The sequence below is a fragment of the Actinopolymorpha pittospori genome (assembly GCF_014873875.1).
GTDB classification, from domain to species: domain Bacteria; phylum Actinomycetota; class Actinomycetes; order Propionibacteriales; family Actinopolymorphaceae; genus Actinopolymorpha; species Actinopolymorpha pittospori.
In genome coordinates this window covers 4,974,333-4,994,994 of record NZ_JADBEM010000001.1, presented here as the reverse complement: position 1 = coordinate 4,994,994, position 20,662 = coordinate 4,974,333, and the positions used below count along the sequence as shown (strand labels likewise).

Genomic DNA, 20,662 nt, shown 5'->3' with positions numbered 1-20,662 from the left:
CGGCAGACAGCCGTGGGTGGCATCGCGTCGCCTTTTGTGAGCCGAGCCCGCCCCACTGAGCACATCCGCACTGCCAGGCAGTTACTCGGCGCCGATGACCTTGAAGCCCTGGTTGACGAAGATGTGATGGGGCCAGTTGACGCCGATGTTGTGGACCTCGTACTCGCCGTTGCTCAGTTTCACAACACGGTCGACGACACCACCCGAATAGGCGCCCAGCGCGGCTTCCGTCGCCTTGTTCGCTGCCGCTCCGCTGACGATCGTCCCCGACCCCTCACTGTAGTTCGCCGGGACCTGACCGACCTGCTTCGACGTCGTCGGGGCTCCTTGCTGGAAGGGGATCACCTGTCGCTGCGAAGACGTCGTGGATCCGCCGGCCGTCGCTTGCACGATGACCTGCGTAGCCGTGATGGTCGTGTTGTCGACGGTCCCGAGCACGACAACGGGTTCGCCCGTTGTCATGGCACTCGCCGAGGTCGAGCTCGCCCCGTTCCGGTATGTGGTGGTGGACGTCTCCTTGACGGTCACCTTCTGACCCGTTGCTGTCGACATCGTGAAGCTCGACGTGGACACGTTGCTGACCGTGCCCGATGATCCCCCTGCGGCCGGCCCAAATCGAGCCTCGGATCCCCCACCACCGGATCCGAGATCGCCGCCGCTGCCGGGCATGCCGTCCCGCGCCTCTGCGGAGAGGGCTGCGGCTGTCGCCGAGGGTGGGGTGGCTGCGGCCGAGGAGGGCGTCGCGGCACAGCCGGACAACCCGACCACCGCACACATCAGCGCCACGGCCGCGGGCCATCTCCCTTTTCTGATCAACAATGATCGCCTTTCGCCTTCCCAGCGTGCTTGTTTGACCGTTGCTACGGAGACCGACGAATCCGGCAAAGACGCTGGCGGGAGAAGCTGCGCAGCGCCCATGCCGCTCGAACTTTCAGCAACCGGCGAACCAGACGTCGCGCTCGTCTCGTGAAGGCTTGCGGGGTCGTAATCGTCCATGATGGCGCTCCTAGCTAGATAGATACCTGTGCAGAGGCTGCACGCCGATTATGTGAGAACCCTGTGGGCGGCCTGTGAAAACGCCCAGTCCGCCTCCGGGGGATGCCGCGAAGTGTGGACCGATCGGTCATTCGATGAGTCATCCCTGGGCCGCCGGACGGTCCTACGGCGATCATGGGAGTAACCCGCACCAAGCGATCAACCACCCCGGCCTTCTGTGATCAGCGGAACCTGGCCTACTCTGCCGCCACTCACCTCGTGGGGTCGAAAGGATGGCTGCCGTATGTGCCGGCCCAAGAAACATGTGATCCAGACATACGTGACGCACGAACGGGCGTACGGAGATCTCAAACGGCTTACAGTCATGCTCGCGGATGAGGGCATCGCCGAGCGCTATGGACTGCGGGTTCAACCATTCCAAGAAACCTTCCAACTCCTCTTGATCGACCACCAACCTGAGAAGGGCGGCACCGACGTGCGACTCCTTCGCGTCCTTATTGGCACATTCCGACGGCGTCTAGCAGGATGATCAAACGTACTCGAGAGAGTGAATCGGTCAAGGTTGTCCGGGTGATTCGCAAGCTCCTCTCGATCGCCTGCTGGACATTGGTGGTGACCGGCATGACTGCGATCATCACCGAGTTGGCACGCGGGTCCATTCCAATCAGCTACGGCGTCGAGACGCTCTTCGTCCTGGTCTGTGCGATGGCGCTGTGGACGAAGCCCAAACGGGAGCAGTCGGCCGGAGAGGAGGAGCGGAACACGTGAGCGAGCAGGTGCCAGAGCCTGGGTCGGTCGACGAGGCCTTCGCGCGGATCTGCCAGGGCCGGCACCCAGGCCGGGTCTGCACCAGGCGACGGTTCCGTGACGACTGCCTCCGGCTGCTGCCCAAGAGGTGGAGGGACAAGCTGTGACCACGGAGAAGCCGGCCAGCATCCTTGCCCGACGCTTCGGCACGTCGCCCGAGTTGGCCGACAAGCAGGCGGAAGTGATCGCTGGACAATCCGGCTCGAACTCGCCACACACTTCTTCGGAAGCCTCGGTGTTATCCGGGCGTTCGCGCTGGTTCCGGCGTCGAACGGTACTTGACCACCATCCTGTGGTCGCGCGCGTCACCCACGCGAGGTACGGCGACCACACACCGCTCGTGTACCACGACGGACGGTACGCGACAGTGCGCGAGGGCGGGTCCGACTGCGGGTCCGGGCAACACCACAGCCGACTCACAGGTTGCGCTGAGGTTCCACACAGGAACCGCCGCCACGATGCCCGCATGCCTACCACGAGTACGTCGACGCAGAGCACCGGCGCCGCCACGCCAGGTGCCCGAGCCGGCGGAGACGCAGGCCTGCGTCGGGCCGACGGCGCGCCGGTTCGGGTCTTGGTCGTCGACGACGAACCCACCCTCACCGATCTGCTGGCGATGGCGCTGCGCTACGAGGGCTGGGACGTGCGGGCGGCCGACAACGGCCTGACGGGGGTCCGCGTCGCACGTGAGTTCCGCCCGGACGCCGTCGTCCTGGACGTGATGCTGCCCGATCTGGACGGCCTAGAGGTCCTCCACCGGCTGCGTGAGGAGGACCCCCACGTTCCCGTCCTCTTCCTGACCGCGAAGGACGCGGTGGAGGATCGCATCGCCGGTCTGACGGCGGGCGGGGACGACTACGTGACCAAGCCGTTCAGCCTGGAGGAGGTCGTGGCCAGGCTGCGCGGTCTGATGCGGCGCACTGTGGCCACCGCCGTCCGCTCCGACGCCCTGCTCGTGGTCGGCGACCTCACCCTCGACGAGGACAGCCGCGAGGTACGACGCGACGGTGACCTCGTGACGCTGACCGCGACAGAGTTCGAACTGCTGCGGTTCCTGATGCGCAACCCGCGCCGGGTCCTGAGCAAGGCCCAGATCCTCGACCGCGTCTGGAGCTACGACTTCGGCGGGCAGGCGAACGTCGTGGAGCTCTACATCTCCTACCTGCGCAAGAAGATCGACGCCGGCCGGCCCCAGATGATCCACACGATGCGCGGTGCGGGATACGTCCTCAAACCCGCCTCCTGAAACGAGGACGCAGGTCATGGCTGTCCTGACACCCGCGAGATGGACATTGCGGGCGCGACTGCTCGCGGTACTGATGGCCCTGCTGCTCACCGTGTGCACCGTCGTCGGCGTGGTGACCGTGCTCGCATTGCAAAGCTCGCTGACCAATCGCGTCGACGAACAACTCATCGCCGCCGCCGACCGGACCGCCACCGCCCTACGCCCACCAGCCGACCACCGGCAACGAGCACCGCGGCCCGATTTAGCGGACCGGCCAGAACTCCCCGAAGAGCTCGGGTTCCTCGCAGCTCCAGGAACGGCCGCGGACACCCTCGGCGCCCGCCTGGTCGACGGACAGGTCAGCGCCGCCGCCGTCCTCGACAAAACAGGTACGGCGCAGCCCGTCGCCTCCTCGGCACGTCCCGTCCTCACCCAACTGCCAGTCGACGGTCATCCGCACAGCCGCGACATCACAGGACTCGGCACCTACCGGCTGATCGCCGCCGACCTGCCGGGCGGCGACGTGGTCATCACGGGGCTTCCGCTGGCGCCTGTACGTGCAACCGTGACCCAGGTGGCTCTGGTGGTGGGTGGTGTCGCCGCGGCGGGTCTGCTGGCGGCGTTCCTCGCTGGCGCGGCGATCGTGCGGCGCACCCTGCGGCCGCTCAATCGGGTCGCTGCGACCGCCACGCGGGTCGCCGAACTGCCGTTGCACAGCGGCGAGGTCGCCCTCGCCGTACGGGTACCCGAGGTCGACACCGACCCGCGCACCGAGGTCGGCCAGGTCGGCTCCGCGCTCAACCAGATGCTCGGCCACATCGCCTCCGCACTCGCCGCACGGCACGCCAGCGAAACCCGGGTACGCCAGTTCGTCGCCGACGCCAGCCACGAACTCCGTACCCCACTCGCCGCGATCCGCGGATACGCCGAACTCACCCGACGCGGCCAGCAGGTGGTACCAGAAGACGTGGCCTACGCGATCGGCCGAGTGGAGTCCGAATCCGCCCGAATGACGACACTCGTGGACGACCTGCTCCTGCTAGCCCGCCTCGACGCCGGCCGACCACTCGCCCGAGACCGCGTCGACCTGTCCCGCCTCCTCGTGGACGCCCTGAACGACGCCCGCGCCGCAGGACCCGAACACCGCTGGGAACTCCACCTCCCCGAGGAACCCGTAGTCGTCACCGGTGACCCGCACCGCCTGCACCAGGTCCTGGCCAACCTGCTCACCAACGCGCGGACCCACACCCCCACCCGAACCCGGGTCACCGTCGAACTCACACCACCCTCGAGGACCGGCGTCGTGCTGCTGCGCGTCATCGACGAAGGGCCCGGCATCCCGGCGTCCCTGCAGCCGACCGTCTTCGAACGCTTCGCCCGCGGCGACACCTCCCGCTCCCGCGCCGCCGGAAGCACGGGCCTCGGCCTGGCGATCGTGGCAGCCGTCACCGAGGCCCACGGGGGTCGCGTACGGGTCGACAGCACACCGGGGCGAACCGCGTTCACCATCGAACTCCCCAACCGGACCCCGCGGCACGACAGCCGCGCACGACCCGCATCACCCGAGGCGCCCGAAACCCCGGACGCTCGCCCACCCCACACGACGCTGGCTCATCGCCGGCCAGTCGGCGCGCCCTTCCGGCTGCGGAATCGCACAGGCCACGCACAGTGAGGCGCTAGCCGGCGCACAGGACCGGTGTCGAGGCTGGCTCCATGACGACGACATTCCCCGCGACTCCCGGCCCAGGCGGACCCGCCGCATCTGCGGAAGGACCGGGTGGTCCTGCTGGATCGGAACTGGACGCCCCGACGCAGCGAACGGCCCTGACCGGTCGGTTGCTACGTGGCCGGAGGGAGGACCCTCGTTGGCTACGTCCGGCGCTGCTCGGGCTGTTGCTGGCCACCGGTGTTCTCTACCTGTGGGGACTCGGCGCCTCCGGGTGGGCGAACAGCTTCTACTCAGCAGCGGTCCAGGCCGGATCGGTCAGCTGGAAGGCGTTCTTCTACGGCTCCTCGGACGCGGCGAACTCGATCACCGTGGACAAACCGCCCGCCGCGCTGTGGTTGATGGCTCTGTCCGTACGCGTGTTCGGGCTCAACGCGTGGAGCGTCCTGGTCCCGGAGGCACTCGCCGGCATCGCCTCGGTGGGTGTGCTCGTCGCGACCGTACGGCGGTGGTTCCCGCCCTCCGCCGCGCTGCTGTCCGGGCTGGTCCTCGCGGCCACGCCGGTGGCGGCACTGATGTTCCGCTTCAACAACCCGGAGGCGCTGTTGGTGCTACTTCTCCTGCTCGCCGCCTACGCGACGGTACGAGCGACCGATAAGGCAAGCACGGGCTGGCTCGTTCTGGCCGGGACGCTCGTCGGCTTCGGCTTCCTCACGAAGATGCTCCAGGCGCTGCTCGTCGTCCCCGCGCTCGCCCTGGTCTTCCTGCTGGCCGCCCCGACCGGGCTGTTCCGCAGGATCCGTCAACTTCTGCTTGCGGGACTGGCCCTGCTCGTCTCCGCGGGGTGGTGGATCGCCGTCGTCGAACTGGTGCCGGCGAAGTACCGGCCCTACATCGGAGGATCGCCGACCAACAGCATTCTGGAGCTCGCTCTTGGCTACAACGGGCTGGGACGCCTGACCGGGAATGAAATCGGGAGCGTCGGCGGCGGTGGCGGCCCAGGCTCTGGTGGTCCGGGAGGTGGCCGCTGGGGCCAGATCGGTTGGAGCAGGTTGTTCTCCGCGGAGATGGGCGGTCAGATCGCCTGGCTCCTGCCCGCAGCTGTGGTGGCCATCCTGATCGGGCTGTGGCTGACCCGACGGGCACCTCGTACGGACCTGACCCGCGCCGGCTTCCTGCTGTGGGGCGGCTGGCTGGTCGTCACCACGCTGGTGTTCAGCTTCATGCACGGCATCATCCACCCCTACTACACGGTCGCGCTGGCACCAGCGATCGCGGCACTCGTGGGCGCGGGTGCGGTCGAGTTGTGGCGGCTGCGCGGACGACTTGTGGCCCGCGCGGTGCTGGCGGTGGCGGTGGCGGGTACGTCGTACTGGGCGTACCTGCTGCTCTCCCGGAGTTCGGACTGGCAGCCCTGGCTGCGAACCGCGGTGCTCGTCGCCGGACTGGCCGCCGTCGTGGGGCTGCTGCTTGTTGGCCGGTTCGCCGCCGTGCGAACGGCGGTGGCCGGCCTCGCGGTCGTGGCGATCCTCGCCGGTCCTACGGCGTACTCCATCGCCACCGCCGCGACACCCCATGCGGGAGCGATCCCCTCGGCGGGACCGGCCGGCCAGGGCGGCATGGGTGGCATGTTCCCGGGGGGTCGCCCGGGCGGTCGGGGCGCACCCAACGGCCAGGGCGGACAGGCGGGACCAGGTGGCGGCTTCCCCGCCAGGCCGAACGGACAGGGCGGACCGAACGCCCAGGGAGGTCCCGGCAGGGGCTTCCCCGGCGGACAGGGCGGCCCGAACGGCCAAGGCGCCGGAGGCATGGGCGGGCCCCTCCAGGGCAGTACGCCGAGCGTCGAACTCGTTGCTCTGTTGGAGAAGGACAGCGACTCCTACACCTGGGTCGCGGCCACGGTCCGCTCCAACAGCGCGGCCGGCTACCAACTCGCGACCGGGGAACCGGTGATGCCCGTCGGTGGATTCAACGGCACCGACCCCTCCCCGACCCTCGCGCAGTTCCAGGCCTACGTCGCCGCGGGAAGGATCCACTACTTCCTCGGCGACAGCGCCCGGGAACCGGGCGGTGACGCTGCCGGGAGGGGTGGCAACGGTGGTCAGCGCGGCGGCATGTGGACGAACGGCGCGACGTCGAGTTCACAGGAGATCGAGACCTGGGTAGCCGCCACCTTCCCGCCCACGACGGTCGGCGGTGTGACCGTCTACGACCTGACCACCCAGAGCGGAGCGACGGCCTGACCCCACGGGCAATACGGACCCGGCACCAAGTCGCCCGACCGGTGCCTGGTCCGGTTCCGACCCGTCCCCGCGATCCGCGTCCCCAGGCGCGGTCGTGGGGACTTGTCTGCCGCCAGGGCGGGCAGCCCCGCCCATGACGTGACGTCTCGCCGACCGGTCTCCTGGATGTCCACCGCCACAAGGAGGGGTTAGCTCACAGGTCGTCCACAGGCACGCCACACTTCGCTGACAGCCGGACCGTCAACCCTCGATTGCATGACGACCGCTACCTTTCCTTCCAGGCCGAACGATGGGTCGGTCCCGCCGAATGGAATCTCCACGTCGAATCTCTCCCCATCCACGAGCCCACGAGCGACAGGTGCCCTCGCAGACCGCTCGACCTACCAGCCGATGCGGCGCGACCCATCGGTGGTGGTGGACGTGGTGGTCCCCGTGTACAACGAAGAAGCCGACCTCGCCAACTCGGTACGCCGGCTGCACTGGCACCTCGCCCATACCTTTCCGTATCCCTTCCGCATCACGATCGCCGACAACGCCAGCACCGACAGGACTCTTTCGATCGCCCAGACACTCGCGTCAGAGTTTCCCGAGGTGCGCGTCGTACACCTGGACGAAAAGGGCCGGGGCCGTGCGTTACGCGCCGTCTGGCTCGACTCACCCGCGCCGGTCCTCGCCTACATGGACGTCGACCTGTCCACCGACCTTGCGGCCCTGCTTCCGCTGGTGGCACCGCTGATCTCGGGGCACTCCGACCTCGCCATCGGCACCCGGCTCGCACCCGCCTCCCGCGTACTCCGCGGCCCGAAGCGGGAGCTCATCTCCCGCGGCTACAACCTGCTGCTCCGCGGCACGCTGGTCGCCCGATTCTCCGACGCACAGTGCGGCTTCAAGGCGATCCGCCGCGACGTCGCCCAGCACCTGGTGCCCCTCGTCGAGGATGGCGGCTGGTTCTTCGACACCGAACTCCTCGTTCTCGCCGAGCGTGCGGGCCTGCGCATTCACGAGGTGCCGGTCGACTGGGTGGACGATCCGGACAGCCGGGTGGACATCGTGGCGACCGCGCTGGCCGACCTGCGGGGAATCATCCGGCTGGTCGGGGCATTCGCCGTTGGCAGGCTGCCGCTGGGGCAGCTGCGTACGCAGTTCGGTCGGGGACCGCTGGAACCCCTCGCACCAGGGGTGGCCGCGGGCCTGACCCGCCAGCTCCTCCGCTTCGCCGCCGTCGGCGCGGTCAGCACACTCGCCTATCTGGTCCTGTACGTCGCCTTCCGCGGCACGGTCGGCGCGCAGGGCGCGAACCTGCTCGCATTGCTCCTCACCGCGATCGCCAACACCGCCGCGAACCGGCGGCTCACCTTCGGCGTCCGGGGCCGTCGCGCCGCCGGCCGACACCAAGCACAGGGACTGCTCGTCTTCGCACTGGGGCTGGTCCTGACCAGCGGCTCACTCGGCGTCCTGCACACGCTCGCCCCCGCACCCGAGCGCGGCCTCGAACTCATCGTCCTCGTCATGGCCAATCTCGCCGCGACCGTCCTGCGCTTCCTACTGCTGCGACTGTGGGTTTTTCGGTCCACGAACCGCGAGCCGCAGGCCCTGGACACGCGGCCGGCGTAAGGGGCGCTCAACCCAACCGTGCGTCGGTGAGAGCTGAGTCTGCCGTACGTGGCTGTACCCAGACCAGCTGGTTCAATTGGGTGGCCTTCGAGATGTCGGATCGGCGATGCAGCGTGAAACCGAACCAGTCTCTGCGGACACCGACGGGACGAAGGCGATTGCTTGGCAATCGATACGGCAATGCAACGTCAGCACGCCACTTGTGTAGTCCACCAGGTCGATCACCGCGTGCACCACCGTGTCCCGATTGTCTGCGCACAGCTGTAGGAACAGATCGCCTCCAGACAGAGCCGAGTCCAGATCGTCATGTAGGAAGAGCTTGATGGCGACAATCTAGACCGGCTTCCGCCCCGCCAGGCTGTAGTGGCCGTCGAGTAAAGTCACGCCCAAGCCCGCGGCCATGTGAGACCGTCTGGTATTCCGGCCCACGCCAACCCAAACCGCTGACCGTCAAAGGGACATACTTCGAATGGGCGAGGCACTATCTGCCCCGCGCTGGCGGTAGCAGGAAACTCCGTGAGCATCTCAGCGTGGTCAGTTCGCTGGGGTCTCGGCGCAACACAGCGTTGCCGCCTGCAAGAAGCACGACAGCCGGGCTGCAACAACGGCCGGACCCGAAGCCTTGGTGCTCACGTGATCCAGCGAGTGAGCTATTCGCGAAAATAGGGCCAAGTCCGCGTCAGTGATCACAAGTGCTTGTCCCCGGTCGGGCGGAATCTCGACAGTTTCCGATGCTGGGATTGTTACCTTAATCCGCTCATCATCAATTGGGTGAACTCTCAGCTCTATCCCCTTCTCCACTCGAAAAGCATCACGTAATCTTTTCCGTGTCAAGCCGAACGGTTTCGACAGAGAGCACCATCAAGTAGAAGGAAATACGATGAGCATCCACAAGATCCTTCCTGTGAAGTCCCGCCGCAAGGACGACGACAAGAACAGGAGTTCCCAACGCAAGCCGGCTCCCAAGAAGACGCGTCGCCCGCGTCGACCGGTCGGTAACTGACCTAGTAGGACTTTGTCATGTCGATCATGGTGGGGCGAGTGCTTCGATGTGGTCGATGGTGACTTCTTGTCGGCAGGTGGGGCATGCGCCGGCGATGAGGGCGAGCACGATTTGTAGCTCGTGTACGACTGCGTACAAGCTCAGGCCGGCGCATCCTGTTTTGGGTCGAGTCTGACCATGGTGCAGAAAGCTTGGGCGATCGCGACGAGTGTGACGTGGCGGTTCCAGCCGGTCCAGGAGCGTCCTTCGAAGTGGTCGAGGCCGAGCCCGGTTTTCAGTTCGCGGTAGTCATGTTCGATCCGCCACCGGATCTTTGCCAGGTCGACGAGCTGATCGATCGGTGTGTCGGCAGGCAGGTTAGAAAGCCAGTAGTCGGTAGGCTCGTTCGCCTCATCGGGCCATTCGACCAGCAGCAGCTTCGCCGGCAAGGTCCCATCGTCTGCGCGAGGGATGTCGCGGTTGGCCGGACGTACCACGAACACCGCGAACTTCGAGGTCATGGCAGCACTCGGATTACCTTTCGTTTTTCTGGTCCCCTGCCGCCACGCCACCTCCTGGTAGGCATCGCGGCCGGCCGCCATGGCGATCTCGCGCAGACTCGATGCCGGCTTCGGGTAGTGAGGCTTGGGACGTCTGCCACGACCACCGTTACGTGGCGGTCTCACCGGCTCCGCTTCGCCGGGGTGGGCGCTGGTGCCGGCTTTGAGTGCGACCACATAGTCCAGACCACGTTCTTCCACGCCGAGCCGGAACCTGGTGCAATCCCCATATCCGGCATCGGCAACGACGGGAAGCCTCGGCGACCCCCATTCGGCTTGCTCATCAAGCATGTCCAGCGCGAGCCGCCACTTCTCGACATGCCTCACGTCGTCAGGGACTTTGGATTCGGCTCGCTTCCGGCGGACCTTCTCGGCCTGCTCAGGATCATCACAGGCCTTGTCGTCCCAGCTTTACGGGCAAAACAACCGCCAGTCAACCGCCGCCGAGCAGGTGTCGTTGACCGCGTGAACACTCACCCCGATCTGGCAGTTGGCGGTCTTGCCCAACGTCCCGGAATACTGCCAGGCCACACACGCCGAGGCAGGCCCATCCTTGGGGAATCCGGTGTCGTCGATCACGTATGCCCGCGGCCCAATCGCCTGCGCAGCCCACGAGCTCAACCTGCGCCGCACCGCGGTGAAATCCCATGTCGAGGAAGTGACGAACTGCTGCAACCGCTGATGATCCACACCCAGCCGCTCCGCCATCGGCTGCATCGACTTACGCCGACCATCAGTCAACAGGCCACGCAGATACAACTCACCCGTGGCACGCTGATCCGAACGCGCAAGACAACCCAGCATGTCGGCTGCGAACTCGCCAAGCCTCGGCCGCAACTCCGCTATCTGATCAGGAGTCATGCACCGACCATGTCAGAACATCAACCACAGAACACGAAACGACACACCTAACAAAGTACTACTAGGCCAAGGTGTCGGCGTTGCAACGACCGATTGAATCCGCCCTCGGCTAACGCTGATTCTCGCGCAGCGGATTCAACCCCAGCTTGATCACTCGTATTCGTAGCGGAGGTGTCGTCCGCCCCACCAGGGGACTTCGGTGGTGGGGAGGTCGGCGTGGCGGAGGACGGGTGAGTAGGCGCGTCGGTCGAGGCGGACGATGGTTTCGTTATCGCGGTTTTCGATTGTGCCGCCGGTGGAGAGGAATCGGCGTTGCAGGGTGTCGGGTGTGGCGGTGGCGTAGCCGGGGAGGCGTCGGCGGAGCGCGGCGCAGATGGTGTGGGCGAGTACGGAGAGCACGACGTCGAGGTCGATGTTGGGGGACCGCGCCGGCGAGGGCGTCCAGGCCGAAGGAGCGGATGGCTTCGGCGAGGCGTTGTTCGATGTTCATCCGCCTGGCGTAGGCCTCGATCACGTGTTTGGTCGGGGTGGTGCGATTGTTGGTGATCAGGATGGTGGGTTCGTCGTGCCCGAGTCCGGTGATGGCGAGTTGGCGTAGCGTGCTGGGGTAGGCCGAGAGTGTGGCGGCGGGGTCTTCGATCACGCGGACACGGCGGGTTTTCCCGCCCGCTCGGGCGATGGTGAGTGGTGTCCAGTCCTTGGCGGGCAAGGCATGTAGGTGTTCGGTGAGTTTCGGGGTGCGGGCGCGCAGGGTGATGAAGGCGATGCCGCGGGCGTCGAGGTCGGCGAGCTGGGCCTGGGTGGTGACCTTGGAATCGAAGATCAACAGTTTCGGGTCCGCTCCGGAGGTTGTGCGCCAGTGGTCGGCGAAGGCGAGGATTTCGTTGTTCTGGTTGGCTTTGGCGAGGTCGGCGTTGGCGTAGAGCAGGGTGTGGGTGGCCGCGTCTTCGGCGAAGAAGGTCAACACTGAGCGGGTGCGTTGCGAACGTCTGGGCACGTAGTGTTTTTCCAACGCGGGGTCGGCGCCCCAGTGCATGACGGCGTGGAAGTCGAGGTTGATCGCCTCGCCGTGCGCGAGCCCTGCGGCGAGGCTGGCTTTGTCCAGTGCGGCAAGGAATCGTTGTTGCCGGGTGTGGTCGAGCCGGTAGGAGTAGGTGGTCAGCGCGGTGGCCTTGGGCAGGCTGGTCAGCCCGGCGAACAACGCCGCACCGGGGTCGGTGGCGATGTCGTCGATGTGGGAGACGCGGCGGGTGGTGGTGAGTTTGATCGCCAGCAGCGACAGGATCGAGCTGATCGCCGGGATCACAGACGTGCCGGGATAGCCCGCGGCCCGCACCAGGCCGGGCAGGTCCAGTGCCACCAGATCGGGGATGGTCAGCAGTAGCCCGGCCATCCGGGTGTCGGCGTGGGCGGGCAGGACGGCGAAGTCGATCACCTTGGTGCGGGGCTGGGATTCGCGTCGGGGTAGGCCGCGCTCGGCGTGCGGACGGGGCCACAAGCGTGGGAACCCTTCCTCGGCCAGGACTTCGGCGACCCCGGTGCGGTTGAGCGGAGTGTCCTCCTCGGCGAGCGCGGCAGCGATCTCCTGGGCCGAGTGGCCCAACCGGCGCAGCTCGATGATCCTGGTGCGGGCCGCTTCCTTGGCCGGGGCCGTCTTCGGGCCCGGACGCGAGCTCTGGAAGAACTCGCAGCGTCCGGCCCGGAAGTCCCGCACCAGCGACTGCAGCGTCGTCAGGGTGTAGCCGAAGCGGGTCGCCGCCTCCGCCGCTGAGACTCCCTCGAACAGGTACGCGCGCAGTGCCTCGTAACGACGCTGGTTCGCCGCTGCTGGGGCGGCGAAGTACTCACTGCCCCGACGGGCCGCTTCTGGGGTGGATATCGCTGCTTGTTCCACGATTCAACTACAGCAAGCGACACGATCGCGGTCAACATGACACGCCGATCACTGGCGGCGACAGAGCGCAACGGCAGCCATCGCTGCGTCTCTCCCGCCGTCGTACTCCAAGTGAGATCGTGCTCGCTCATCACATCCGGGTCGGACGACAATCCGAAATCCGCCACAACAGGCAGTCAGATCGACCCTGACCGATCACCCGCTTCGGGCGCAACGACCATCACAATCACATGCCCATAGGCGAAAGCAGCCCGGAGCCGCCCAACATCCTGGAGCCACCGACGCGCCACCGCTAGACACGAGAATCGGCGCTAATGGCCCGTGGATGGCCCGCACGACACACGGTTACACGTCGTCCCCACACCCCACGATTCGTCATCGACCACCGTGCGAGCTTGTGAATGTCCACTGGAAGGTGATCGATGACCCGGCCGCCCACGCCCTCGCGACCTTGACGGAGGAGGCGCCGGATATCCCGATCGAGCTGATCACCCGCCACGACTGGTTCCAGGACACCTTGAACTTGGAGCTGTTGGATGTCAACGAAGACATGGTGGAACGGCACGACGCGGACCCTATCCATGTTGCGCGGCGGGATGGCTTCGTTGCGCGCATTCGCGCCGACGAGCCGATCCCACCCTTGATCGCCCTCGGACCGACTCTCCACCTGGTGGACGGATACGCGCGCTGCCGAGCACTGCGCAGCCTGGGAGTCTGGACGGCAGCCGTCCTGCGACAGCGGACGTAAACGCCACCCGGCGACCATCAGATCCGTAGGACCGAGCACCCTGATCACGGCCTGCTTGTGCGCGCTTCGGAGGTCATCGACCAGGTGCTCATCGTCGCCGGATGTTGCAGGTCGTTGGGGTCACGCTGGGGTCAGCACAGGTCGCCGCCTCGTCCCGCTGCGCTGAGCGTGGATCGTCCGCAAGCTCGTCCGGCATGATCGAGGCATGTGGGTCGAATTGATCGCCGCTTTGCCGGGTGAGACGACGATGCGTCCGCCGGCAGTAGGGTCGGCGATCTTGCGCCCGACCAACGGCGTCGAGGGCGAGTACGGTCTCGGGCTCGTGCTGGTGGTGGGACTGGGCCTCTTCCTGGACTACCTCGAGCACGGACGTACCTTCCCGAACCGGCGCGCCAACGCCGGCCCTGATCAGACAGCTATGGATTCCAGATCTTCCTCGGGAAGGTGCGTCCCTTCACGTCATCAGGCCGAGGGCCATCCACAGGTTCTGATCATTGCTCCCGGTGTCGACCGTCTTGCCAAGCCGCGCAGAACCGTCGATCGGTGCGGCCACCGCGCTCCTGAGTAAGGGTTACGGCGTCCGCCCAGAACGTCTGGTTCTGGCGCACCCAAGGAGCGCCCAGCAAGAGCGCCATCGACCTGCGGGGGCACGGTCCGTGATGTCGCTCGGCTCTGGGGATCTTGTAGCACGCAGTGAGGGCATGCCAAGCTCGGCGCCATGACGGACAAGCGCGCCGACCTGTTCCTCACTTGGATGGGACTCATCGACAGTTACACGCTCGACCGAGCGCGGAAGGACCTCATCCAAGACGAGCTCGACTTCGAGCCGCACCCGGGTGCGTGGGGCATCCGCCCGCGGGGCGAGCAACGTACGAAGCACGCCGGCGGCGATGACAGCGGCCAGTGGGTCGTCGAGTGCGACTGGGACCTTGCGACCGACGAGTTCGACGGCAAGCCGGTCCTGATGCCCATGACAACCATCAACTGGCTGCTCAACCACTTCGGCGCCGCGCCCGGCCTGTTCGCCGAGCTTGAGATCGTCGGCGGCCCCACCACCCCGACACGCGAGATTTACGGGCGCATGTGGGGTCACACGATCATCCCCACCGTCGACGAGGGCCTAGCGCGATTCAACGACGGCTGGGCCGCGCTCAAGGAAGCGCTCAAGAACACGACCGACGAGATGCTCGAGCGGGACTACCCGGGACATCCCTGGGGGCGCGGCGACCACGCCCTCGCGGCGATGCTCAACGAGGTGAGCCACCACGGCACGCAGATCTGCATGGTGCGCGACATCTACGCCAACCGTTATGGCAGGACCCGTCAACGCTGCCCGGCATGAGGATCGGCCTGATCTCAGACACTGAGGGCAACGTTGTGGCCCTTGAGGCTGCCGTGGCTGCGATGAAGGGGCATGCCCCGGACGTGCTGGTGTTCGCTGGCGATGTCCTGGAGTGTCCATTCTCACCCGATCCGCCTGCAGAGACGATCGCGTTGCTTCGCGCCGAGGACATCCGGACGATTCCCGGCAACCATGACCGGTACCTCATGGACTGGGGAACCCCTCGCTGGCCGCACACGCTCTGGATGAGATTGCGCCGTTCCGATCCCGCCGGCCCTTGGATTGACGAGGTTGGAGCGGGCCAGGCTCTGATCACGCCCGCCGACCTCGCCTGGCTGCGCGAGCTTCCTGAGGAGTTCCTCCTCACCGAGGGGGTATGGGTTTGCCACGGCATGCCGGGGAATCCGTGGAACTCCATCTGGCCGCGACATCCGACCTACGATGCCAACGTTTCCGACGCCGATCGGGATGCCTCGCTCCGCATGCTCGCCGACCTCGACGCAGACCTGGTGCTCTGCGGTCACGTGCCCGACCCCTGCACGTATGAGGATCGACTATCGGATGGGCGCGCCCTACGGGTTGTCCGGGCCGGTACACGAAACAAGGAACGCGTGGGTTACGCGATGTTGACGGGCGGCGATGGTAAGTGGGACGTGACCTGGCACCACGCCGAGATAAGCAAGCAAGCGAGTAAGCATTCGAGCGCGTACGCCAGATCGGCAAACACAGGTGGATCGTGGGCCGCGTCATCGACCCAGACCCAGCCTGACGTCAGTCGAAACCACTCGGGGCGTCGGCTCGAACATCCGGACCACCCACAATTACGAGAGGGATAGACGATTGAACAGCCTGTTCGAAGCGGAAATTCGCGGACACCACAGCATGCGGGACCACCTGCTCACCGTGGTGTCGGATGCCGATCTCAACTACAAGCTGCCGGGCCAGAACCCCACGCTGGGCGAACTGTTGGTTGAGATGGGTGGCCTCCAGGGCGTCTACACCAATTCTTTCGAGAAGTTCACCCTTGATTGGGCGCACCGCCAGCTCCCGCCGCCCGCGCCGATCACGATCGCCAGCCTGCGCGACTGGTTCCAAGCACAGGACGACGCCATGAAGGGTGCCCTGGACAGCTTCACCGAAGAAGAGCTGCACATCGACCGGATCGACCGCGGCGGCGGCTTCATCGCATCGCCGTTCGTCCAGCATCAGGTCTACCGCGAGGCGGTGTACATCTTCTACGGCAAGCTCAGCGTGTACCTCAAGGCGCTGGAACGCGACGCCGGCGAGCACTGGGCGGCCGCGGTGGGGTAAACGCGCGGACCGATGGCGACCGTGCGCAAGGTGATGGCCGGTCTCGACGGCGAGAACCGAACGCCATGACCGAACCAGTCACGGCGCCGAGTCGTCGCCATCATTGACCACGTAGCCGACGAACCACGACGCCAACGGCAACAACTGATCAAACGCTGCGCATACGCGATCGACGACCTCCGCCGAGTGCAGCCACGGACCAGTGCCGAGGTCGCGCCGGGCGATCACAGTTCGACGGCGGATCAACTCCGCCCGGGGATGCCCCGCGCAATACCCGCGGGGCATCCGGGTCAGCCGATCGTCGGTCAGGGCATACCCCGCCTTGTCGAGGTCGATGACGACCTCTACCAGCTCGCCACCGGCGTCCTCGTCGTCGACAGTGGAGCGGTAACGCCACAGCTGGTCGGTGTCGTTGGATGTCCACCCACCCTCAACACGCAGACCGTCGAGGTCGAACAGCACCGTCATGTGAACCCGCCGGGCGACCCACACGTTCGCCCGGGTCTGTTGCCATGACAGCAGGGTGGAACTCCGCGCAGATGGCCACGCCCGACCATAGCCGCCCACGATGCCGAGGGCGTCGCACACCCCCCATCGGCCGGCGGACGAGCCGATCGTGTTCCCCCCGCAGCGCCTGCAGGACTTCTGCAGACGGATCGCATTCCAAACGTAGGAGCAGGCCGTAGACATCCTCTGGCCAGCCGGCATCGTCCACACTCATGGGCCAACCATGACATCACCAAGAAGGCGCCACACTCTGTAACCGATGCGGTGAGGCGGAAGAGCCGCCGTCTCCAGAGAGCCAGATATATGCTGCGCATAGCCCTCCTGAACTCAAGGGACTGAGTACTCGAGCGGCGTTCGCCGAGGACGCTCGCACCCATGTGTGCCAGATGGCGTCGAACCGGGTCCAGCTGGGCCTGGTGGTGTGCTCATCCGCACGTCCAAGACCGACCAGGACGCCGAGGATGCCCGGGTGAAGGTGCCGCCCGGCGTGCACCCTGCGACCGATCTGGTGCGGGTGGTCCGCGCCTGGCTCGCCGCGCTCGCCGCACACAGCGTCACCGACGGCCTGCTGCTGCGCCAAGTGAACCGGTAGGGGAAGCTCCGGCCGGGAGGCATGGCCGACGCCGCCTCAACGACCGGGTGCGGCTGCTCGCCGCCGCCGAGCTGCCCGACGCCGAGCGGCTAATGGCCGGACCGACCCTTCGGATATCGTCTCGCCGTGGTCGGTAGCCCGCAAACCCGCTTGGTGATCCTCCGTGGCAACTCCGCCTCAGGCAAGTCGACAATCGCGAAACGTCTGCGGGAGCGCCTCGGGCGTGGTGTCGCCTGGGTCGAGCAGGACTACCTGCGCCGTACGGTGCTCCGCGAGCACGACCGGCCTGGCCTGCCGAACATCGGACTGATCGACATGACTGCTCGGTACGCCCTCGACGCCGGCTACCACGTGATCGCCGACGGCATCTTCGGTGCGGAACGGTACGGTGAGATGCTCCGGCGACTCACAGATGATCACGCGGGCGTGACCAAGCACTACTACTTCGACATCCAGCTGGAAGAGACCCAGCGTCGGCACCAGACCAAACAGCTGATCACCGTCAGCCCGGAGACACTGAGCGAGTGGTATCACCCTCGCGATCTGCTGGGCTTCGTCGACGAGTCGATCATCACCGCCGACGAGAGCGAAGAACAGATCGTGACACGACTGGTGAGCGAGGTCGGATTCGATGATCCGCCCGTGCGGGCCAGATTCGAATCTGCTGTCCATCTCGAGTAGAGGTGCCGGTGGCTGATTTCGTGCCGGCATTTGCGTGTCGGCGCCGGCGATGCAGGCTCCGAACTGCCGAATGTCTGCCTTTTGGTCGCGTCGAGCGGCGGTACCGCGTGCCGCTCGGGGTGATCTCGGCTGGTTGGCTACTGGCTGGGCATGCACGGGTGCCCATGCCGTCAGCCGAACTCGCGCTCCAGCCACGCTCGCACCGCGGCAACCGTTGCCCGAGAGTCGAACAGCCAGGCGGTCGCCCCGCCGATTTGCGTGCTGCGGCCGGCGCCAGCAGCAACCGCCTGTTCGGCCATCGTGCGAGTCGGCGAGTCGATGCCCCGCCCGTCCTCGTAGTAGGGGAACGCACCGTAGAACGTGTCGATCATGCGGTACTCGCGGAGGCCCATGCCCGCTACCGGCGCACGGAAGGTATGGAACCGACGGCTCGGCAAATCGGTCAGTGCTTCAGCGTGGTGGCAGAGGGTCATCCTGTTCAACGGCGCGCCGAGCAGCAAGACCTGGCCGTCCTCCTCGCACAGCCGGTCCAGAGGGCTGTCGAACCCGAACGGGTCGTTGTCCCGCTGGTCGGCGAGCAGGCGTGCGGCGCCAGGTCCAAGGGCGGCGAAGCTGGCCTCCGGATGCCCGCTGCGACGGGCGCCTGGCCAGGTGCGGAGTCGCTCGGGGAAGCGGCCGAAGTCGCGGCGGGCGCTCGAGACGGCTGGGTCGAAGGCGGGCTGGTGGTCGCGGTAGGCGGCTTGCCACCGGGGACAGTCGTCCCACAGCGGCAGGTGGTAGGGGCTGTCCTCCCAGCCGGTGAAGGCAAGAAGAGTGCCGGACGGGCCGACCGCATCACGCAAAGATTCGACGATGGCGTCGATCCCGCCGACGACCCATCGGAATGCCGACATTCGGACATGCACCATCAGCACGGAGCCGGGCTCGACGCCAAGCTGCCGCAGGCCCTCGACGAGCTTGGGCTGGGTCATCGGGATGAACGTCTGGTCACGCATCAGGTCAGTGGGCGCCGGCACGTCCGGCATTGTGGTTGCAGGCCATGGAGCCGCGCAATCCGGTTTCCCCGATGCGACGCAGGAACCGAGTCGTCGACATCGTCGACTTCGGAGATGCCGTGGTCGGCGACCCGCTCTACGACTTCGCTCACTTCGTTCGCGGCGGCCCAGCCGATGACCCCCGCTCGGCTGCGATCCTCCCGGGAGTACGCAGGTCCTACGCAGCACACGGAGGCGCCGAGCCGAGAAACTGGGACCAGCTCTTCTGGATCTACGACATCTTCAACGCCGTTCGCAACGCCGAGTGGTGCGCTCGGGAGAGCGTTCCCTGGATCTCAGGCCTTCGGGAGAAGATCGTCCAACTCCTCGACCAACTAGACGGCTGTCGTTCGCCAGGCTGAACAACCGGCGGCACGCGTGCGAGCAGCCCACGTATGTGCAGCGAGGCCGGCGGGGGGCTACTACTCGGGCAATCACTCTTCCCCGTAGTCCTCGCAACCAGCCAGATTGAAGGCCGGAGCGGAGCGGGTCAAGCGTCACAGATCGCCGAGCGACGCCCTAGGTGTTCGCGATCATGACGTTGGTGACGGTGCGCCGGAGGCGGGTGGCGGGGGGTTTGTCGCCGGCGGCGGTGTGGGCTCGATGATAGTTGTAGTGGATGTTCCACACCTGGATCGCGTCGGCGCGTTGGGCCTCGCTGGTCCAGGTGCGGGCGTAGAGGAGTTCTTCGGCGAGGATGCGCTGGTAGCGCTCGACCTTGCCGTTGAGCCGGGGCGTGTAGGGGCGGGTGCGTTGGTGGCGTGAGACGAACGCGCGTGTACTGCGGGCGAAGTCGCCGGCACGGCAGTTCGCACCATTGTCGGTCACCACGCGCACGATCCGGTTGATGCCGTGGGCAGCGAAGAAGCCGCGGGCGCGGTGGAAGAAGCCGATGGTGGTGGCGGCGGTCTCATCGGGTAGGTGTTCGGTGTAGGCGAGCCGGGAGAACCCGTCCACCGCCGAATGCAGAAAAACGTAGCTCGGCCGGCCGGCGCCGCTCTTCTTGGCCCTGACACGCTGCTTAGCGGCCGCGCGCCGGGCCGCCCCGTGAGCCTCGCTGTCGCGGCCATGGGCCCGCCAGCCACCCCCATCAGGGATCCGGCCGACCTTCTTCACGTCCAGATGGACCATGTGACCCGGATACCGGGCGGTGATCTTGCCCGGCCGGCGGTTGCTCGCGCCGCTGGGGTCCAGGTCGCGACGGCGGTTGATACCCAACCTGACCAGCCAACGCCCCACCGTCGCAGTCGACACCTGGTGCCCGAGGATCGCCAACTCGACCGCGATCTGGCGGGCTGACCACTTGTGCTCCCGCCGCCAGCTCTCGATCAGCTCCACCACCTCCGGTGGCGTCTGTGCCGGTGAGCTGTGCGGGGCGCTGGACCGATCGGCCAGGCCGGCTTCGCCGCTGGTCCGGTAGCGGTTCACCCACTTCGACAAGCACTGACGCGACACCGCCGCTTCGGCGGCCACGTGAGCGATCGGACGGGACTGACAGCGCAGAACAAGACGCAGCCGGCCGGCAGGAGTCAACGGGGCGCTAGCGTGGGACACGAGGGGTAGATCCCTTTCGGTGAGCAGAACGGTTGGTCGCACTTC

The 20,662-nt window shown here is 66.6% G+C and carries 20 protein-coding genes and 1 pseudogene; 15 read left to right on the top strand and 6 right to left on the bottom strand.

Features of this window, described 5'->3' with window-relative positions:
• Positions 1-81: 81 nt before the first annotated feature.
• A complete protein-coding gene (locus HEB94_RS23505) occupies positions 82-996 on the bottom strand; it encodes a hypothetical protein (protein WP_192751906.1) in 915 nt (304 codons plus the stop codon).
• A gap of 570 nt (positions 997-1,566) precedes the next feature.
• Between HEB94_RS23505 and HEB94_RS23500 the strand changes: the two genes are divergently transcribed.
• From HEB94_RS23500 to HEB94_RS52640, 7 genes are all read left to right on the top strand, one after another.
• Positions 1,567-1,764 (top strand): hypothetical protein, encoded by a 198-nt coding sequence (locus HEB94_RS23500; protein WP_192751905.1) that lies wholly within the window; start codon positions 1,567-1,569, stop codon positions 1,762-1,764.
• A complete protein-coding gene (locus HEB94_RS23495; protein ID WP_192751904.1) occupies positions 1,761-1,910 on the top strand; it encodes a hypothetical protein in 150 nt (49 codons plus the stop codon). Before HEB94_RS23500 ends, HEB94_RS23495 begins: the two co-directional genes overlap by 4 nt.
• A gap of 359 nt (positions 1,911-2,269) precedes the next feature.
• Entirely contained in the window at positions 2,270-3,049 is a 780-nt protein-coding gene (locus HEB94_RS50920) for a response regulator transcription factor (RefSeq protein WP_273376232.1), read from the top strand.
• Between the two features lie 16 nt (positions 3,050-3,065).
• Positions 3,066-4,700, top strand: a complete 1,635-nt coding sequence (locus tag HEB94_RS23485; RefSeq protein ID WP_192751902.1) for a HAMP domain-containing sensor histidine kinase — start codon at positions 3,066-3,068, stop codon at positions 4,698-4,700.
• Between the two features lie 41 nt (positions 4,701-4,741).
• Positions 4,742-6,937, top strand: a complete 2,196-nt coding sequence (locus tag HEB94_RS23480) for a glycosyltransferase family 39 protein (RefSeq protein WP_192751901.1) — start codon at positions 4,742-4,744, stop codon at positions 6,935-6,937.
• A 432-nt stretch (positions 6,938-7,369) separates the two neighbouring features.
• On the top strand, positions 7,370-8,551 hold the full coding sequence (locus HEB94_RS23475) for a bifunctional glycosyltransferase family 2/GtrA family protein (RefSeq protein ID WP_337917934.1): 1,182 nt from the start codon (positions 7,370-7,372) through the stop codon (positions 8,549-8,551).
• Positions 8,552-9,431: 880 nt separating this feature from the next.
• A complete protein-coding gene (locus HEB94_RS52640) occupies positions 9,432-9,554 on the top strand; it encodes a hypothetical protein (RefSeq protein ID WP_273376231.1) in 123 nt (40 codons plus the stop codon).
• Between the two features lie 140 nt (positions 9,555-9,694).
• Here HEB94_RS52640 and HEB94_RS23470 read toward each other — a convergent pair.
• Positions 9,695-10,954: pseudogene (locus tag HEB94_RS23470) on the bottom strand (IS701 family transposase).
• 268 nt (positions 10,955-11,222) lie between these two features.
• Complete coding sequence (locus HEB94_RS23465; RefSeq protein ID WP_192751899.1) at positions 11,223-12,848, bottom strand: helix-turn-helix domain-containing protein; 1,626 nt, start codon at positions 12,846-12,848, stop codon at positions 11,223-11,225.
• Positions 12,849-13,263: 415 nt separating this feature from the next.
• Between HEB94_RS23465 and HEB94_RS23460 the strand changes: the two genes are divergently transcribed.
• The 5 genes from HEB94_RS23460 to HEB94_RS23440 all read left to right on the top strand — a co-directional run bounded on the left by HEB94_RS23460 (position 13,264) and on the right by HEB94_RS23440 (position 16,249).
• Positions 13,264-13,596 carry a hypothetical protein gene (locus HEB94_RS23460; protein ID WP_192751898.1) on the top strand — a complete coding sequence of 111 codons (333 nt, stop codon included), beginning with the start codon at positions 13,264-13,266 and terminating at the stop codon, positions 13,594-13,596.
• Positions 13,597-13,801: 205 nt separating this feature from the next.
• Positions 13,802-14,164 (top strand): hypothetical protein, encoded by a 363-nt coding sequence (locus tag HEB94_RS23455; RefSeq protein WP_192751897.1) that lies wholly within the window; start codon positions 13,802-13,804, stop codon positions 14,162-14,164.
• A 150-nt stretch (positions 14,165-14,314) separates the two neighbouring features.
• Positions 14,315-14,938 carry a DinB family protein gene (locus HEB94_RS23450; RefSeq protein ID WP_192751896.1) on the top strand — a complete coding sequence of 208 codons (624 nt, stop codon included), beginning with the start codon at positions 14,315-14,317 and terminating at the stop codon, positions 14,936-14,938.
• The gene (locus HEB94_RS23445) at positions 14,935-15,774 is read left to right on the top strand and encodes a metallophosphoesterase family protein (protein ID WP_192751895.1); all 840 of its coding nucleotides are present in this window, start codon (positions 14,935-14,937) and stop codon (positions 15,772-15,774) included. The genes HEB94_RS23450 and HEB94_RS23445 overlap by 4 nt, the downstream gene beginning before the upstream one ends.
• 4 nt (positions 15,775-15,778) lie before the next feature.
• Positions 15,779-16,249 carry a hypothetical protein gene (locus HEB94_RS23440; RefSeq protein WP_192751894.1) on the top strand — a complete coding sequence of 157 codons (471 nt, stop codon included), beginning with the start codon at positions 15,779-15,781 and terminating at the stop codon, positions 16,247-16,249.
• 78 nt (positions 16,250-16,327) lie between these two features.
• Here the strand turns inward: HEB94_RS23440 and HEB94_RS23435 are convergent, their stop codons facing one another.
• Complete coding sequence (locus HEB94_RS23435; protein ID WP_192751893.1) at positions 16,328-16,717, bottom strand: DUF2461 family protein; 390 nt, start codon at positions 16,715-16,717, stop codon at positions 16,328-16,330.
• 460 nt (positions 16,718-17,177) lie between these two features.
• Between HEB94_RS23435 and HEB94_RS23430 the strand changes: the two genes are divergently transcribed.
• Complete coding sequence (locus HEB94_RS23430) at positions 17,178-17,348, top strand: site-specific integrase (protein ID WP_192751892.1); 171 nt, start codon at positions 17,178-17,180, stop codon at positions 17,346-17,348.
• Between the two features lie 126 nt (positions 17,349-17,474).
• A complete protein-coding gene (locus tag HEB94_RS23425) occupies positions 17,475-18,029 on the top strand; it encodes an AAA family ATPase (protein WP_192751891.1) in 555 nt (184 codons plus the stop codon).
• Between the two features lie 170 nt (positions 18,030-18,199).
• Here the strand turns inward: HEB94_RS23425 and HEB94_RS23420 are convergent, their stop codons facing one another.
• Positions 18,200-19,045, bottom strand: a complete 846-nt coding sequence (locus HEB94_RS23420) for an AAC(3) family N-acetyltransferase (protein ID WP_192751890.1) — start codon at positions 19,043-19,045, stop codon at positions 18,200-18,202.
• A 50-nt stretch (positions 19,046-19,095) separates the two neighbouring features.
• Here HEB94_RS23420 and HEB94_RS23415 point away from each other — a divergent pair, with 50 nt between their 5' ends.
• Positions 19,096-19,425, top strand: a complete 330-nt coding sequence (locus HEB94_RS23415) for a phosphotransferase (protein ID WP_192751889.1) — start codon at positions 19,096-19,098, stop codon at positions 19,423-19,425.
• A gap of 157 nt (positions 19,426-19,582) precedes the next feature.
• Here the strand turns inward: HEB94_RS23415 and HEB94_RS23410 are convergent, their stop codons facing one another.
• Entirely contained in the window at positions 19,583-20,617 is a 1,035-nt protein-coding gene (locus HEB94_RS23410; RefSeq protein WP_192751888.1) for an IS481 family transposase, read from the bottom strand.
• Positions 20,618-20,662 lie beyond the last annotated feature (45 nt).